At 60.2% G+C, this 15,976-nt stretch carries 13 protein-coding genes; 2 read left to right on the top strand and 11 right to left on the bottom strand.

Annotation, left to right across the window (positions count from 1 at the left end; translation table 11 throughout):
• Positions 1-3: 3 nt before the first annotated feature.
• The 4 genes from JQ632_RS07845 to JQ632_RS07830 form a co-directional block, all read right to left on the bottom strand.
• The gene (locus tag JQ632_RS07845) at positions 4-1,185 is read right to left on the bottom strand and encodes an acyl-CoA dehydrogenase family protein (RefSeq protein WP_212401721.1); all 1,182 of its coding nucleotides are present in this window, start codon (positions 1,183-1,185) and stop codon (positions 4-6) included.
• 11 nt (positions 1,186-1,196) lie between these two features.
• Positions 1,197-1,934, bottom strand: a complete 738-nt coding sequence (locus JQ632_RS07840; RefSeq protein ID WP_212401720.1) for an SDR family oxidoreductase — start codon at positions 1,932-1,934, stop codon at positions 1,197-1,199.
• A gap of 44 nt (positions 1,935-1,978) precedes the next feature.
• Entirely contained in the window at positions 1,979-3,466 is a 1,488-nt protein-coding gene (locus JQ632_RS07835) for a class I adenylate-forming enzyme family protein (protein ID WP_212401885.1), read from the bottom strand.
• Positions 3,467-3,587: 121 nt separating this feature from the next.
• Positions 3,588-4,226, bottom strand: a complete 639-nt coding sequence (locus tag JQ632_RS07830; protein ID WP_212401719.1) for a 2-hydroxychromene-2-carboxylate isomerase — start codon at positions 4,224-4,226, stop codon at positions 3,588-3,590.
• Between the two features lie 191 nt (positions 4,227-4,417).
• Here JQ632_RS07830 and JQ632_RS07825 point away from each other — a divergent pair, with 191 nt between their 5' ends.
• Positions 4,418-4,933: a helix-turn-helix domain-containing protein gene (locus JQ632_RS07825; protein ID WP_212401718.1), complete on the top strand. Its 516-nt coding sequence runs from the start codon at positions 4,418-4,420 to the stop codon at positions 4,931-4,933.
• Between the two features lie 68 nt (positions 4,934-5,001).
• On the opposite strand, the gene panC is transcribed toward JQ632_RS07825, so the two are convergent.
• From panC to JQ632_RS07795, 6 genes are all read right to left on the bottom strand, one after another.
• Positions 5,002-5,850 carry a pantoate--beta-alanine ligase gene (panC, locus tag JQ632_RS07820; protein WP_212401717.1) on the bottom strand — a complete coding sequence of 283 codons (849 nt, stop codon included), beginning with the start codon at positions 5,848-5,850 and terminating at the stop codon, positions 5,002-5,004.
• Entirely contained in the window at positions 5,847-6,731 is an 885-nt protein-coding gene (panB, locus tag JQ632_RS07815; RefSeq protein WP_212401716.1) for a 3-methyl-2-oxobutanoate hydroxymethyltransferase, read from the bottom strand. Before panB ends, panC begins: the two co-directional genes overlap by 4 nt.
• A 27-nt stretch (positions 6,732-6,758) precedes the next feature.
• A complete protein-coding gene (gene panD / locus JQ632_RS07810) occupies positions 6,759-7,214 on the bottom strand; it encodes an aspartate 1-decarboxylase (protein ID WP_212401715.1) in 456 nt (151 codons plus the stop codon).
• A 242-nt stretch (positions 7,215-7,456) separates the two neighbouring features.
• Positions 7,457-9,592, bottom strand: a complete 2,136-nt coding sequence (gene scpA, locus JQ632_RS07805) for a methylmalonyl-CoA mutase (protein WP_312015580.1) — start codon at positions 9,590-9,592, stop codon at positions 7,457-7,459.
• Positions 9,593-9,675: 83 nt separating this feature from the next.
• Positions 9,676-11,691 carry an acetyl/propionyl/methylcrotonyl-CoA carboxylase subunit alpha gene (locus tag JQ632_RS07800; RefSeq protein ID WP_212401883.1) on the bottom strand — a complete coding sequence of 672 codons (2,016 nt, stop codon included), beginning with the start codon at positions 11,689-11,691 and terminating at the stop codon, positions 9,676-9,678.
• 2 nt (positions 11,692-11,693) lie between these two features.
• Entirely contained in the window at positions 11,694-13,226 is a 1,533-nt protein-coding gene (locus JQ632_RS07795; protein ID WP_212401714.1) for an acyl-CoA carboxylase subunit beta, read from the bottom strand.
• 219 nt (positions 13,227-13,445) lie between these two features.
• Here JQ632_RS07795 and JQ632_RS07790 point away from each other — a divergent pair, with 219 nt between their 5' ends.
• Positions 13,446-14,852, top strand: coding sequence for a short-chain fatty acyl-CoA regulator family protein (locus tag JQ632_RS07790; protein WP_212401713.1), 1,407 nt, complete (start codon positions 13,446-13,448; stop codon positions 14,850-14,852).
• Between the two features lie 199 nt (positions 14,853-15,051).
• Here JQ632_RS07790 and JQ632_RS07785 read toward each other — a convergent pair whose 3' ends face one another.
• Positions 15,052-15,936, bottom strand: coding sequence for an SDR family oxidoreductase (locus JQ632_RS07785; RefSeq protein WP_212401712.1), 885 nt, complete (start codon positions 15,934-15,936; stop codon positions 15,052-15,054).
• Positions 15,937-15,976 lie beyond the last annotated feature (40 nt).

The raw sequence follows: 15,976 nt of genomic DNA, 5'->3' as shown, positions 1-15,976 counted from the left end.
TGACTAGAGCCGGAGCACGGCCTTGGCGATGATGTTTCGCTGGATCTCATTGGATCCGCCGTAGATGCTGAGCTTTCGCGCGTTAAGGTATTTCTCCGACGCAGTGTGGCCGTAATCGGGCCCCGGCATGAAGCGGTTGGCGCTGGCCGGATGCTCACGAATGGCAAGGCCGTAATTGCCGATCGCGCGGTGGGTGAGCTCGGTGATGTCTTGGAAGATCTCAGTGCCGCGGATCTTGAAAAGCGAGGCCGCCGGACCCGGATCGATGCCGCGCGCCATCTGTGCGACGACACGCAGCTCCGTCGCCTCCAAGGCCAGCACGTCGAGCTCAATGCGGGCGATGTCGCGCAGGAATTCGAGATGGGCGGGATCGTCGGCCGGTATCTCGGCCTTCACGATCTGCTTCAACTTGCCGATGTAGCGGGTGGAGCGGCCGATGCCGGCCATGCTGGTGCGCTCGTTGCCGAGCAGGAACTTGGCGTAGGTCCAACCCTTATTCTCCTCGCCAACCAGATTCTCGACTGGGACGCGCACGTTTTCGAGAAAGACGTCGTTGACCTCGTGGCTGGCGTCGATTGTGATGATCGGCCGCACGGTGACGCCCGGTGACTTCATGTCGATCAGCAGGAAAGAGATGCCGGATTGGGGCTTCGCGTTTGGATCGGTGCGCACCAGGCAGAATATCCAGTCGGCATGCTGCGCCAGCGTGGTCCAGGTCTTGTGGCCGTTGACAATGTAGTGGTCGCCGTCGCGCACCGCCTTGGTCCGGACCGTCGCAAGATCGGAGCCGGAGCCCGGCTCCGAATAGCCCTGACACCACCAATCTTGCCCGGACAGAATCCGCGGCAGGAATTTCTTCTTCTGCGCTTCATTGCCGAAGGTGTAGATAACTGGACCGACCATGGTGACACTGAACGCCAGCGGCGGCAGCGTCCCCGCCCGGGAGGTCTCCTGCTCAAAGATGAAGCGCTGCGTGATCGACCAGCCGGGTCCGCCATACTCCTTGGGCCAGAGCGGGGCGATCCAACCCTTCTTGTAGAGTATCCGGTGCCAGAGCAGCGACTGCTCCTTGGTCAGATCGGTTTCGGGGTTCGGAACGCGCATTTCCTCGGGGTAATGATCCCTGATGAACGCGCGAACCTCGTCGCGAAACGCCACATCTTCCGGCGACATTGCGAGCTCCATCGGACCGGTTCCTACCACTTCTCGCCGAACGGACGGATTTCGAGCTCAAATGTCCAGGCGGTCTTTGGCTGCTGGTATAGCTGCCAGTAGGCGCCGGCGACGGCCGCTGGAGGCATCAAGAGGTTAGAATCGTCAAGCGCATTGGGACCGAGCGCCTCAAGCCTGCGCTGGCGCACCCACTCCGTATCGACGCCGGAGTCGATGATGAGATGCGCAACATGGATATTCTTCGGACCTAGCTCGCGCGCCATCGCCTGCGCCACGGCGCGTAGGCCGAATTTCGCGCTGGCAAAGGCGGCATAGCCGCTGCCGCCACGGAGCGACGCCGTCGCGCCGGTAAAGAAGATTTTGCCGCCGCCGCGGGTCGTCATCAGCCGCGCCGCTTCACGCCCGGCGAGGAAACCAGAATAGCAGGCCATCTCCCACACCTTGCGAAAGACGCGCTCTGTAGTTTCGAGGATCGGGAAATTGACGTTTGCACCGATGTTGAAGATGCAGACTTCGAGCGGCGCGTGGCTGTCGGCGTCATTGAGGAAGGAGATGATCTCCTCCTCCTTGCGTGCGTCGAGCGAGCGCGCGTGAATCTCGCCGCCGGCCGCTTCGATGTCCTTGACCAGCGGCGCGAGCTTGTCGCCGTTGCGGCGGCCGGCATAGATCGAAAATCCCTCGACCGCGAATTTCTTGGCGATCTCGGCACCGATGTAGTCCCCGGCGCCAATTACGGCTGCGGTGGCGTTTCTCTTCTGCATGGCCTGTTTCCTTCGTTCCGAGAGATCTTCTTGCGGGCAAAGCATCAACGCGGACTGCGCAGCGACTCAGCCAATTTGTGCTTCAGGATCTTGCCCGTCGACGTCGCAGGCAGCGCGTCGATCAGGAGGATTTCCGAAGGTCGCTTGTATGAGGTGAGTTGCGGAGCGATGTGGGCCATCAGATCCTGCGCTGTCGCCTTCGAACCCTGGATGAGCTGCACGAAGGCGACAACCTCTTCATTGCCCTCGACCGGCCGGCCGACCACGGCACATTGCACGACCGCGTCGTGCGTGCTCAGCACGGCTTCGATCTCGGCTGGGTAGACGTTGAATCCTGACCGGATGATCATCTCCTTGGTGCGCCCAACGATGTAGAGAACATCGCCTTCGAAGCGAGCCAGATCGCCGGTGTTGAACCAGCCATCGGGATCGATCGCCTTCGCGGTCAGATCCGGTGCCCGGTAATAGCCGCGCATTACGTTCGGCCCACGGACATGGAGTTCACCGATCGCATCTCCCGCCACCGGTCTGCCGTCGCGGCCCACGAGCTTGGTTTCGAGGCCCGGCAGGATGGTCCCCACCGCATGATCCGCCCTCGGGGACTCGATCCGCACGCCGGAGATGCCTGGCGAGCATTCCGTGATCCCGTAGCCATTGAGTAGGGGCAAGCCCAGCTCCTGCTCGACGCGCGACTTGAGCTCGAGGTCCAGCGGCGCGCCGGCGACCGCGATCAAGCGCAGGGCGCCGCGATCGATCTTCGGTAGGCCAACATTGCGGCGGTACTCCAATAGGCGTTGATAGGTCGCAGGCACACCGTTGAGGATGGTGACGCCCTCCTCCGCCATCGCCTTCACCAAGGCTGCCGGATCGTATTTTGCAACCAGGCGCACCCTCGCGCCGACCATCAAGGTCATGGCGAGCAGAGAGATGCCGACGATGTGCGAGATCGGAAGCACGCAATACTGCACGTCAGCTGCGGTCATCCTGCGCCAGCCGGCGGTGCCTCGCGCACTGAACAGGAGATTGCGGTGGGTCAGCATCACCCCCTTGGGCGTGCCCGTGGTGCCAGAGGTGTAGATGAGAACTGCGATTTGCCTGGCGCCATCGGCTTCGACCGGCTCCGCCGCTGTCTCCGTGTCCAGCGCGGTCACGCCGATACCGCGCAACGGCCCAAGCTCCTGCACCGGCGCATCGCACCGTGCAGCATGGGCGGCGGCTTCCTGCGACACCCCGGCAGTGAAAAACACCCGCCTTGCCCCGCTGTGGTCCCGGATCTGGTCTACCTCGCGCGGCGATAGCCGCGGATTGACGACGATCGCCCAAGCATCGAGCAAGCTCGCGGCGAGCAGCAGACAGGCGAGTGGGATCGAATTCTCGCTGACGATCATCATGCGGTCTCCGGCGCGGATGCCAAGCGTACGCAGCTTGTCAGCGACCGCCTGAACCGCAGCATCGAGTTCGCGATAGGTCAGCGCAGCCGTGTCGTCGACCAGCGCCACGCGATCCGGCGTTGCTGCGACATGCGGCGCCATCACTTGATGGATCCGGCTTGGTAGACCGTCCACGCTCCCAATTGTCTCCTGGGTCAATGAGACCACGGCACCCTCCCTGAGAAACGGCTTTTTGCCTGTTACTTTTGCTAAGATGTTATGATCACGCCGTCTCGCGCCGGGCGCTGGCGAGCTGCGCGAGGATTTCCTCTTCAACGTCGCGCAGACTATCCTTGCCGAAATAGATTTCGTCGCCGACGAAGAAAGTCGGAGAGCCGAAGCTGCCGCGCTCCACGGCACGCGTGGTGTTCTCTATCAGCTTCTTTTTGACATCATCCTGCTTGGCGCGCGCGAGGATGCGGTCAACGTCGAGACCAGACGACAGGAACGCCTCACGAAACACCTGGGGGTCGTCCATTCTCTTGGGCTCGACCCACATATGATGATAGGCGGCGCGGAAATACGGCTCAAACCAGCCCTCGAATTCGGCCGCGACGACACCGCGCATCAGGCCCAACGTGTTCACTGGAAAGAACGGGTTTTGCGCGAATTTCGTGATGTTGTGGCGGCGCAGGAAGCGCGCGGTCTCGAGGGCATTGTATTCCGGCTTGTTCTTGATCCCGCGCAGCGAGTCCGCCGGCGACATGTTGCCCGTTGCCTTGTAGACGCCGCCAAGGAGTACCGGCACATAGTCGAACTTGATGCCGGTACGCTTCTGGATTTCTGGCAATGCGAGCTCAGCAAGATAAGCGTTCGGACTTCCGAAATCGAAGTGAAACTCGACCTTCACTCCAGCAACCATGGCGGCCCTCTTCCCTTCGATGCGTCAGCGGTTTGACTGCCGCCTCCTTTGACGTGACCGAACCATAAGTTCTTTTATAGAACTGTCAATGTGGCATTTGCCATCACGCACTAAAAATCACGCATCCTATTGAAATGACGTTAGTTCTCTTTTAGAATTTATTGCAGAATCAGATGACGCGGAGGAAGTTGATGAAATGGGATGCACTTGAAGAGGAGCCGTGCTCACTCGCCCGCACCGTCGCGGTGATTGGCGATCGCTGGAGTCTGCTCGTACTTCGCGAGTGCTTTCTGCGCACCCGCCGGTTTGACGACTTCCAGGCGTCGCTAGGGATTACCCGCCATCTGCTCGCTGACAGGCTGAAGAAGCTGGTGCGCTTCGGCGTGCTGCGGAAAATTCCCTATCAGGAAGCACCAAAGCGTTACGAATATATCCTGACCCAGAAGGGCTTGGATCTGTACCCGATCATTATGTCGATCGTGCACTGGGGCAACGTGCATATGGCCGATTCCCGTGGTCGGCCGATGCTGCACGAACACAAAAACTGCCAAAAGCTGTTCGACCCCGTCATGGTCTGCTCGGAATGCGGTGAACCGCTGGCAGCCAAGGCTGTGCATGTGCATCCTGGACCCGGTGCCCGGCCATCTTCGCCGGTTCATGCAAAAGCACAGGAACAAGCCAAGGGTGGTCGAGCGGGTCGAAGGTGAGGACGGCTCGCGGGAGGCGCTTCGCGTCGGACAGCATCAATCGAGACGATTCTTTCGCCCCAGTCGCGCTACGGAGTTGGCTGAAGTATCACGTTGTCGATAAGCCTCGTCGAGCCGACATAGGCCGCCACGCATAGCGCCGCAGGGCGGTGCAGCGGACTTACGGCGGGCTTGAGCGAGTCACCGTCGACGAGCTCAAGGTACTGCAGCCGGTCGACTGTTTCCAAATGCCTCTTGGCAATTGCAATTAGCTCGTTCACGTTCCGCTCTCCCAAGCGGAACTCCTCAGCCGCGGCGAATAGCCCACGACTGATGGCGAGCGCCCGCCTTCGGTCTTCCTCGCTGAGATACCGGTTGCGGCTGCTCATGGCGAGATTATCCGCTTCCCGAACGGTCGGCACGGTAACAATCTCGATCGGCAGATTGAGATCGATGGCCATGCGATGTACGACCGCACACTGCTGAAAATCCTTTTGCCCGAAGAAGGCGACGTCCGGCTGTACCATGTTGAACAGCTTGCTTACGACCGTCGCGACCCCACGAAAATGTCCCGGCCTGAAAGCGCCGCAGAGTGGTTTCGCAAGCTCGCCCGGCTCGACAAAGGTCTCGAATTGGGCCGGATAGACTTCCTTCGCGATGGGCGCGAAGACGATCGCAACACCGGCATCGCGGCACAGTTCTTCATCGCGCTGGAAGTCACGTGGATACGTGCTGAGATCCTCGTTTGGCCCGAACTGAGTGGGATTGACGAAGACGCTAACCACGGTGACGTCGCATTGCGCCCGGCTGGCCTCGATCAGCGCCAAGTGGCCGTCGTGCAGATAGCCCATTGTCGGTACAAATCCGACACGTTTGTCGGCTTTTCGAACCTCTGCGAGAGCGCGACGAAGCTCGGCGACTGTCGTGATTGTCTTCATTGTTCACATCGGGTCCGGTTTGAAGGCGTCCAGTTTGCGATCGTCTCACCGATGCCTTCGGGAAGCCGATAGGACTCTTGCGGCGTCGGAAATGCACCATTGCGGACATCGGTAACCCAACGCGACAGCGCATCCTGCAGCACCCGAAATCCGTCGGCGTAGGCACGGACGAATTTTGGGACGTGGCCTTCAATTAAGCCAAGCACGTCGTGAAACACCAAAACCTGCCCCGAACACCTAGGACCTGCGCCAATTCCGATGGTAGGTATCGTCAGCGTTTCTGTCGCTCGCGCGGCGAGCTCGGCCGGAATGCCTTCCAGGACCAGAGCGAAGCAGCCGGCCTCCTGTAGCCGATGGGCGTCGTCGAGCAGGCGCAGAGCGTCGTCAGCCTTGCGGCCCTGCACCTTGAATCCACCCATTGCGTTGACGCTCTGCGGGGTCAGGCCGAGATGCCCCATCACGGGAATCTCGCTGTCGACCAAGGCACGTATCATTTCGACGCGCTTGGCTCCGCCCTCCAGCTTTACGGCGTCGGCGCCCCGTTGCAAGAAACCTCCGGCGTTACGGATGGTCTCCTCTCGGCTAAGATGAAAGCTCAGAAATGGCATATCGGCCACGAGCAAGGATCGAGGTTTCGTACGCGCAACCGCCTCGAGATGGTGATTCATCATCGTCATGGAGACCGGCAGCGTATTCTCGAATCCGAGGCAGACGTTGCCGACGCTGTCTCCGATAAGGATCATATCAACAATCGGATCCGCGATGCGTGCGGTGACTGCATCATAGGCGGTCGTCATCACGAGGCGCCGCCCGTCCTGCTTCCACCGTTGCAGCCCTGGAATCGAGACCCGCTCGACTGTGGCTTCCGAGGTGTGGCTCATTTTCGGTCCTTATGTCGTCAGCCGGCCCTAGTTCGATTCCATCGTTCGATGTGGTATGGGCTTTACGTCGCCTGCCTCACCTAAGATTTCGAAGCGATAGCGCTCCGCATCATCCCGAGTAAGTGAATATGTCAGGCGATCAACAATGTGGTTGTTGCGATCGAAGGCAAGAATCTTTGGTCTTAGACCAGCGATTTGGGCATCATTCACGTACGTCGAACTGCAGACGATGATCTGGTCGCCGACCTGGCAAGTACGCGCGGCGGCGCCGTTGAGAACACAACAACGCGAGCCGGCTTGGCCAAATATTACATAGGTCGAAATTCGCGCCCCGGAGTTCTTGTTCCAGATCTCCACGAATTCCATCGGCAGAATGCCTGCCTCATGGCACTGATCCGGATCGAGCGTGATCGAGCCGTGATAGCTAAGGTTGGCCTCCGTAACGTGAATGCCATGAAGTTTTGCTGCCAGCACTTTTCTCATCTGAACAATCCGTTGAAATTTGCGGGCGTCCACGGAGCCATCGACTTCCTAAGGGCGACAACAAAAAGCTGTCAACGGTCAGGCGAAGAAAGAAAGCCGCATCTCCAAAACAGAGGACGGCCGCATCGAATCATCTAATGGTCGCGCGATCATTGAGGGATCCTTCCAATTCTCATTTGAAGTCGTCTCTTCATCAGTGTCTGATTATGAAGCGCGCTCCGCAGAGGTCGCTCCGCCAAGCTTCAAACTAGGCGGTTCCTTCGCCGACCCTCGACAAGATCAAGAATCGCTCGGGCAGCCTCGAGCACATTCGTACCTGGCCCGAATATGGCGGCCACTCCGGCGCGGAATAGATTATCGTAGTCCTGTCGGGGCACCACTCCACCGCAAACGACGATGATGTTCTTTCCGCCAGCCGCTTTCAGCTCCTCAACTATCTGCGGGACAAGCGTCTTGTGACCAGCCGCAAGTGATGAGACACCAACCACATGTACGTTAGCGCGAACTGCCATCGTCGCCGCCTCTGCTGGCGTCTGAAACAACGGACCGGCAATCACATCGAAACCGATATCTCCGAATGCGGACGCAATAACCTTAGCACCTCGATCATGGCCATCCTGCCCAAGCTTTGCTACCATGATCCTTGGTGGTGCGCCGATCGCCCGCGAGACTTCGCCGACCCGAGATACTAGGTTCGTGAACTCGGGATCGTCTCCATAGGCAGCGCCATACACGCTCGAAACAACATCCGGGATAGCCTCGTGATCACCGAAGGCCTCTCGCATTACATCAGACATCTCGCCAACCGTGGCACGAGATCTGGCGGCGTCCGTCGCCGCATCCAGCAGATTGCCGTCCCCCGTTCGGGCCACGCGATTTAACGCGGCCAGCGCCCCTTCGACCTGTTTTGGATCTCGCGCTCTCTTCAGTTCCGCAAGACGCCTGATCTGCGACGCTCGCACGCTGGAATTGTCGATCTCCAGGATATCGATGGGCTCCTCTTGTTCGAGCCGATAGCGATTAACCCCGACGATCACCTGATCTCCGCGGTCAACCGCAGCTTGTTTCCGTGTCGCAGATTCTTCGATCAGCCGTTTTGGCCAGCCGGTCGCGATCGCGCGCGCCATTCCTCCCATTTTTTCGATTTCTTCCATGAGCTGCCAAGCCTCGCGGGCTAAATTGTCCGTCAGACGCTCAATGTAGTAGGATCCCGCGAGAGGATCGACGACGTCGGTGACGCCTGTCTCATGCTGAAGGATCAGCTGGGTATTGCGCGCAATTCGCGCCGAGAATTCGGTTGGCAGCGCAATTGCTTCATCGAAAGAGTTTGTATGTAGCGATTGCGTTCCCCCTAACACGGCAGCCAACGCCTCGTAGGCGGTCCGCACGATGTTGTTATAAGGGTCCTGCTCCTGAAGAGAGACTCCAGACGTCTGACAGTGAGTGCGAAGCATCAGGGACGATTGCTTCTTGGGCTGAAACTCCGCCATGACACGCGACCAAATAAGGCGAGCAGCACGCAGCTTTGCCGCTTCCATGAAGAAGTTCATTCCGATCGCGAAAAAGAACGAAAGCCGTCCGGCGAAGTCGTCGACATTGAGGCCCTTGGCAAGCGCCGATCGGACGTATTCACGTCCGTCAGCCAACGTAAATGCAAGTTCCTGGACGAGCGTCGCTCCAGCTTCCTGCATGTGGTAGCCGGAGATCGATATTGAATTGAACCGGGGCATGTGCTGCGCCGTGTACGCAATAATGTCTGCAATGATGCGCATCGACGGCTGTGGAGGATAAATGTATGTATTTCGAACCATGAACTCCTTGAGAATGTCGTTCTGGATCGTTCCGGAAAGGGCCTCCCGCGGAACGCCCTGCTCTTCGCCAGCGACGATGAAGGTTGCCAGGATGGGAATCACCGCACCGTTCATGGTCATCGAGACGGACGTTTCCCCAAGAGGAATGCCATCGAAGAGAATTTTCATGTCTTCGACTGAATCGATGGCCACGCCGGCTTTGCCGACGTCCCCTACAACGCGAGGGTGGTCCGAATCATAGCCGCGGTGTGTCGCCAGATCGAACGCGACGGACAGGCCTTTTTGTCCAGATGCCAGTGCGGCGCGATAGAAGGTATTTGATGCCTCTGCCGTCGAGAATCCCGCATATTGTCGAATTGTCCAGGGCCGGCCGGCATACATCGTCGCCCGCGGACCACGAACAAACGGCCACATTCCAGGCAAGGAGTCCATGTGGTCGATACCGTTCAGGTCGGCCGCCGTATACACGGGCTTAATAACAATATTCTCCGGCGTTCTTCGCACGAGCCTGGCGGGATCGCCCTTTAATTCCTTCTCGGCAATGTTCTTCCACTCGTCGGGGAACACGATTGACCTCCTTGTCTCGCGGTCTCTTTAGGTCCAGTCGTCGATCGACGCACTGGCGATACAGGTCTTTTACTGGTCGCGATTCATGCGAAATCGAGAATCAACGCGTCGACCGCGAGCGTCGCGCCGGCGCTGGCGTGGACCTTCTTTACGGTGCCGTCGCGCTCGGCGCGCAGCACGTTCTGCATCTTCATGGCTTCGACGACCGCCAGCGCTTCGCCGGCCTTGACCTCCTGCCCCTCGGTCACCGCGATGGAGACCACGAGACCCGGCATCGGGCACAACAGCTTCTTGCCAGTGTCGGAGGCGGTCGCGATCGGCATCAGGCGGGCCGAGGTGGCTTCCGTCTCGGTCCAGACATAGACCGGCACCTCGACGCCCTGGTGGGCGAGCCGGATGCCGTTCGCAATCGGACGCGCCTGCACGGCGATAAAGTAGCCATCGATGGTGCCCTGCCAGACCGGATCGCCCGGCGTCCACGACGATTCCAGCAGGTGCGGCTGGCCGATCTTGCCCTCGCCGTCGACGAAGCGCACCGCGATCGCGGTCCCCTCGCGCGCGACCTCGAGCGGGACCTCCTCGCGCTCGAGCCACACCGCGCGGCGCCGCTCGCGCTGCACGATGCGGCCTCCCATCTGGCCCGAGATCTGGCGCTTGCGCTCGCCGAGCACGTGATCGATGAAGGCGCCGACCGCGGCGATGCGGCGGGCGAGCTCGCCCTCGGCCGTGCGCGGCGCGAAGCCGCGCGGGAATTCCTCCGCGATGAAGCCGGTCGAGAGCCGGCCCTCGCGCCAGCGGGGATGGCTCATCAGCGCCGATAGGAACGGGATGTTGTGGCGGATGCCGTCGACATAGAACGAATCCAGCGCAGTTGCCTGCGCCTCTATCGCCGCCGCGCGCGACGGCGCATGGGTAACGAGCTTTGCGATCATCGGATCGTAATGGATCGAGATCTCGCCGCCTTCCTGTACGCCCGTGTCGTTGCGAATGGTGATGCCGTCATGGCTCGCTTCCGACGGCGGGCGGTATTTCACGAGACGCCCGATCGACGGCAGGAAGTTGCGGAACGGATCCTCGGCATAGACACGCGATTCCACCGCCCACCCCGTCAGCGTGACGTCCTTCTGCGCGATGGCGAGCTTCTCGCCGGCGGCGACGCGGATCATCTGCTCGACGAGGTCGACGCCGGTGACGAGCTCGGTGACGGGATGCTCGACCTGGAGACGCGTATTCATCTCCAGGAAGTAGAAGCTCTTGTCTTGCCCTGCGACGAATTCGACGGTGCCGGCGGAATCATAGTTCACAGCCTTGGCCAGCGCGACCGCCTGCTCGCCCATCTTGCGGCGGGTGGCCTCATCGAGCAACGGCGAAGGCGCCTCCTCGATGACCTTCTGGTTGCGGCGCTGGATCGAGCATTCGCGCTCGCCGAGATAGATCACGTTGCCGTGCTTGTCGCCGAGCACCTGGATTTCGATGTGGCGGGGATCCGTGATGAATTTTTCGATGAAGACGCGGTCGTCACCGAACGACGATTTGGCTTCCGCCTTCGCGAGATTGAAGCCTTCGGCGACCTCGCCTTTCGAATGCGCGATGCGCATGCCCTTGCCGCCACCACCGGCAGAAGCCTTGATCATCACGGGGTAGCCGATCTCGTCGGCGATCCTGACCGCGTGCTTGTCATCCTCGATCACGCCGAGATAACCCGGCACGGTCGAGACCTTGGCCTTCGCCGCCGCCTTCTTGGATTCGATCTTGTCGCCCATTGCGGCGATCGCGCCCGGGTTCGGACCGATGAAGACGATGCCGGCGGCTTCCAGTGCGCGCGGAAACGCCTCGCGCTCGGACAGGAAGCCGTAGCCGGGATGCACGGCCTCGGCGCCCGTCTTGCGGCAGGCTTCGACGATCTTCTCGATCACCAGATAGCTCTCGGCCGCGGCGGGCGGGCCGATCAGCATGGCCTCGTCGGCCATCTCGACATGGAGGGCGTCGCGGTCGGCCTCGGAATAGACGGCAACCGTCTGAATTCCCATCTTGCGGGCGGTCTTGATGACCCTGCAGGCGATTTCGCCGCGGTTTGCGATCAGGATGCGTTTGAACATTGTCACAAGGGCAAATTGTCGTGCTTCTTGATAGGCATCTCGGTCTTCTTGTCCTTCAGCATCGCCAGCGCCCTTGCGATCCGCATTCTCGTCGAGTGCGGCATGATGACGTCGTCGATGTAGCCGCGCTCGGCAGCGACGAACGGTGACAGGAAGCGGTCTTCGTATTCCTTGGTGCGGGCGGCGATCTTGTCGGGGTCGCCGATGTCACTGCGGAAGATGATCTCGACCGCGCCCTTGGCGCCCATCACGGCGATCTGGGCGGTCGGCCAGGCGTAGTTCATGTCAGCGCCGATTTCCTTGGACGCCATGACGTCGAAGGCGCCGCCATAGGCCTTGCGGGTGATGATGGTGACGAGCGGCACGGTGCACTGCGAGTAGGCGAACAACAGTTTGGCGCCGTGCTTGATCAGGCCGCCATATTCCTGCGCGGTGCCGGGCAGGAAGCCCGGCACGTCGACGAAGGTGACGATCGGGATGTTGAAGGCATCACAAAAACGGACGAAGCGCGCGGCCTTGCGTGAGGCGTCGCTGTCGAGCACGCCGGCCAGCACCATCGGCTGGTTGGCGACGAAGCCGACCGTGCGGCCGGCGATGCGGCCGAAGCCGGTGACGATGTTTTTCGCAAACGTCTCGGAGATCTCGAAGAAGTCGCCCTCGTCCACGACCTTCAGGATCAGCTCCTTCATGTCGTAGGGCTTGTTCGGATTGTCGGGGATCAGCGTGTCCAAGGACATGTCGATCCGGGCGGTGTCGTCGAAGCTCGGCCATTCCGGCACGCCGTCGGTGTTGTTGGACGGCAGGAAGTCGATCAGGCGCCGCATCTGCAGCAGCGCGTCGACGTCGTTCTCGAAGGCGCCGTCCGCGATCGACGAGCGCGTGGCGTGCACCGAGGCGCCGCCGAGCTCTTCGGCGGTCACCACCTCGTTGGTGACGGTCTTCACCACATCGGGGCCGGTGACGAACATGTAGCTGGTGTTCTTCACCATGAAGATGAAGTCGGTCATCGCCGGCGAATAGACGTCGCCGCCGGCGCAGGGGCCCATGATCACGGAGATCTGCGGGATCACGCCTGACGCGATGACGTTGCGGCGGAACACGTAGGAATAGCCCGCCAAGGCAGCTACGCCCTCCTGGATGCGCGCGCCGCCGGCGTCATAGAGGCCGATGATCGGCGCCCGCGCCTTCATCGCCATGTCCTGGAGTTTTGTGATCTTCAGAGCGTGGGTCTCGGACAGCGAACCGCCGAACACCGTGAAGTCTTTGGCGAAGACGAACGTCTTGCGGCCGTTGACGGTGCCCCACCCCGTGACGACGCCGTCGCCGGGGATCTTGTTCTTCTCCATGCCGAACTCGGTGGAGCGGTGCTCGACGAACATGTCGAACTCCTCGAACGATCCCTTGTCGAGCAGGAGCTCGATGCGCTCGCGCGCGGTCAGCTTGCCGCGGGCGTGCTGCGCCTCGATGCGCTTCTCCCCGCCACCGAGCTTGGCGCCGGCACGACGCGCGTCGAGGCTTTCGAGTACTGCAAGCATCAGCTGCGCCTCCGTCTTGGGCTACTTTGCGAGGCCGAATTTTTCGACCTCTTGGCCAGTCCGAAAGTTTCGGCAGGAGGCAAGGTGAATCTTGAGGCCTAGGCACAATCAATTCGGCGGAGCGGGCTGATACGTGCGAAGTCCAAGGCTGGGAAGGGTTGAAAAGGTATAAACGCGCATGGTACGATGTTGCGAATTGCAAACTGCGAAATTGCGAAAATGCGCTCTGGCAAGCTCTATATCGGACGAAAAATCCGCGAGATCCGCGGGACGGCGAAGCTGACCCAAACCGCCTTTGCGGACCGGCTAGGCATCTCGACCACCTATCTTAACCAGATCGAAAACAACCAGCGTCCGGTCTCGGCCGCTGTGCTTGTATTGCTCGCGGAGCGGTTCGGAATTGATTTCAGCTCGATATCGGCGAACGATAGCGACCGCTTGATCTCGATGCTAACGGAAGCGTTGGCAGATCCCGTGTTTGCAGCCTATACGCCCAGCTTTCAGGAGCTAAAGCTAATCGCTCAGAACGCTCCGAGCTTCGCGCAAGCACTCCTCAACTGCCACCAGGCCTATCGGCGCAACAGCGAACAACTTGCAAGCCTCGACGGTCACCTTGGTAGCTGGACCACCGAACCGACTCCCTATGAAGAGGTTCGCGACTTCTTTCATTTCGTCGACAATTACATTCATGATCTCGACGTCTCCGCTGAGAAGCTCACGCAAGAGCTCGACATACCCAGTAGCGATGCCAGCCTATCCCTCGCCAAATATCTGGAGGCTCGGCATGACCTAAAAATTGGCAGAACGGATCCTGGCGATAGCGCTTTGAGACGCTTCGACCGATCATCCAAGACTCTCTTCCTCAATCCATATCTGCCGGCCGCGACCCGCAGCTTCCAGATGGCGTTTCAGATCGCAGCGCTTGAACATGAAGAGCAAGTTGAAAAGATTGCGGAGCGGGCCCAATTCCGTACGGCCGGCGCGCGAGAGATTTGCAAAGCCGGGCTACGAAACTATTTCGCAGGCGCAACGATACTGCCGTATCAGCCATTCCTCGCGACCGCGAAGGACTTGCGTCACGATCTTGAGCTGATAGCAACTCGTTTCGGCGCGAGCCTTGAGCAGGTCGCGCACCGTCTGTCTACCTTGCAACGCCCAAGTCAAAAGGGCGTACCAGTTTTCTTTGCACGCGTCGACCGCGCCGGAAACATCACCAAACGTCACAGCGCCGCAAAGCTGCAGTTCGCGCGCTATGGCGCCGCATGTCCGCTATGGAACGTCCATCAGGCGTTCGAGTCACCGAGTCGCATCATCCGTCAACTCGCTGAAACTCCTGATGGAGTGCGCTTTCTCTGCATTGCGACTGAGCTTGCTAAAGGCCACGGTGGGTACGGCACACCTCGGCCGCGCTACGCGATCGCGCTTGGTTGCGAAATTTCCTACGCTCGAGACTTCGTATACGCCGACGGTCTCGATCTGATGAGCAAGACGGCCTACGATCCCATCGGCATCTCGTGCCGCATCTGCGAGCGAGCGAGCTGCCCGCAGCGCGCCGTTCCTCCATTGAAAAGCAATTTGACAGTCCATCGCGATCGACGGGACATTCTGCCTTACAACATCTCGTGAGTATCGATAGCCGCCGAAGCCGTGGGCCATCGTTACTGCCGGATTGCCCCTCCCATCGGGCACGAACAGCCAAGCGTGAAAAGAAACTGCCGCCCTCCACCGGAATGAAACATCGCGCTTGCTAACCATGGAGCAACACTCTGTCATAGAACTTGCAGCACATCGTTTGAGGCTTCCCCAAACTTGCGAATCTATTGATCTACTTCCGAAACTTCGAGATGTTTTCGTTCAGCCAGCCCGCGGTAGACCGCGGTGCGTGGCCCGTCACATTTTCAACCGTTGACGTCGTTTCAGCGAACGCCGAGTCGTAAAAAAGACGATCCAGTCCGACCAGCAAGTCAGCTACAAATTCATTCAATCCCGAGGCGAGCAGTTTTTCGCGTTGCTCCGCGGCACTTCGCTGCTGATATGTGATGGTCCGCCCAAGCAGTTTCGATATTTCTTCGGCGACCTCTGGCATGCTCACCGCTCTTGGCCCGGTCAGGTGATAGGCGCGCTGAGCACTCGGGTGCGCGTCGTCCAGAAGAGCAGCGCGCGCGACATCCGCAACGTCGCGCGTGTCGATCAAATTAACCAGTCCATCGCCCGCCGCGCCGCCCCATGCGTCATCGGCAACTTGAGCGCCGGCCCGTGTCAGAATATCGACGAAGGTTGATGGGCGCAAAACTGTGTAGCCGACGTCGAGAGTCGCAAGATGCGCCTCGATTTGCATGTGCCAGTCCATCGGATGCAACCGAGAGGGCGGCCCCATCGCGGACAATTTTACGATGTGACCGACGCCTGCTCGGACAGCTGCATCGATCAGTGCGATTTCGTTGCCGACTTGCCGAGCTGAGGTGCCGTGGGCAAGAAAAAGCCGATCGGCGCCACGCAAGGCGTCTTCGAGACTAGACGGCACATCGAAGTCTACCGCCGCGATAGAAACATCGGACGGCACGCGCTGTGCGTCCGGATTCCGAGTCAGCGCCACCAAATGAAGAGGTTCGGATAGCAGGCTAGCGATGAGGGCTGATCCGACGCGGCCCGTCGCGCCGGCAACGGCGATCCTGGGGCGACCATCGTTGGTCCGGAAGGACTTGAGCATCGAGGATCCTTTGCATATTCTTGGAACGATCGGTTCAAGA

This window comes from Bradyrhizobium liaoningense (assembly GCF_018130955.1).
In the GTDB taxonomy this organism is placed as follows: Bacteria; Pseudomonadota; Alphaproteobacteria; order Rhizobiales; family Xanthobacteraceae; genus Bradyrhizobium; species Bradyrhizobium liaoningense_C.
This window is presented reverse-complemented; position numbering and strand designations above follow the sequence as displayed.

Bases quoted from the DNA above. Each gene is read 5' to 3' on its own strand.
- panD (WP_212401715.1), bottom strand. From the start codon at position 7,214: ATGAGAAAAGTGCTGGCAGCAAAACTTCATGGCATTCACGTTACGGAG.
- JQ632_RS07795 (WP_212401714.1), bottom strand. From the start codon at position 13,226: ATGCTTGCAGTACTCGAAAGCCTCGACGCGCGTCGTGCCGGCGCCAAG.
- JQ632_RS07845 (WP_212401721.1), bottom strand. From the start codon at position 1,185: ATGGAGCTCGCAATGTCGCCGGAAGATGTGGCGTTTCGCGACGAGGTT.
- JQ632_RS07840 (WP_212401720.1), bottom strand. From the start codon at position 1,934: ATGCAGAAGAGAAACGCCACCGCAGCCGTAATTGGCGCCGGGGACTAC.
- panB (WP_212401716.1), bottom strand. From the start codon at position 6,731: ATGAGCCACACCTCGGAAGCCACAGTCGAGCGGGTCTCGATTCCAGGG.
- JQ632_RS07835 (WP_212401885.1), bottom strand. From the start codon at position 3,466: ATGGCGCCGCATGTCGCAGCAACGCCGGATCGCGTGGCGCTGGTCGAC.
- panC (WP_212401717.1), bottom strand. From the start codon at position 5,850: ATGAAGACAATCACGACAGTCGCCGAGCTTCGTCGCGCTCTCGCAGAG.
- JQ632_RS07825 (WP_212401718.1), top strand. From the start codon at position 4,418: ATGAAATGGGATGCACTTGAAGAGGAGCCGTGCTCACTCGCCCGCACC.
- JQ632_RS07790 (WP_212401713.1), top strand. From the start codon at position 13,446: ATGCGCTCTGGCAAGCTCTATATCGGACGAAAAATCCGCGAGATCCGC.
- JQ632_RS07785 (WP_212401712.1), bottom strand. From the start codon at position 15,936: ATGCTCAAGTCCTTCCGGACCAACGATGGTCGCCCCAGGATCGCCGTT.
- JQ632_RS07830 (WP_212401719.1), bottom strand. From the start codon at position 4,226: ATGGTTGCTGGAGTGAAGGTCGAGTTTCACTTCGATTTCGGAAGTCCG.
- JQ632_RS07800 (WP_212401883.1), bottom strand. From the start codon at position 11,691: ATGTTCAAACGCATCCTGATCGCAAACCGCGGCGAAATCGCCTGCAGG.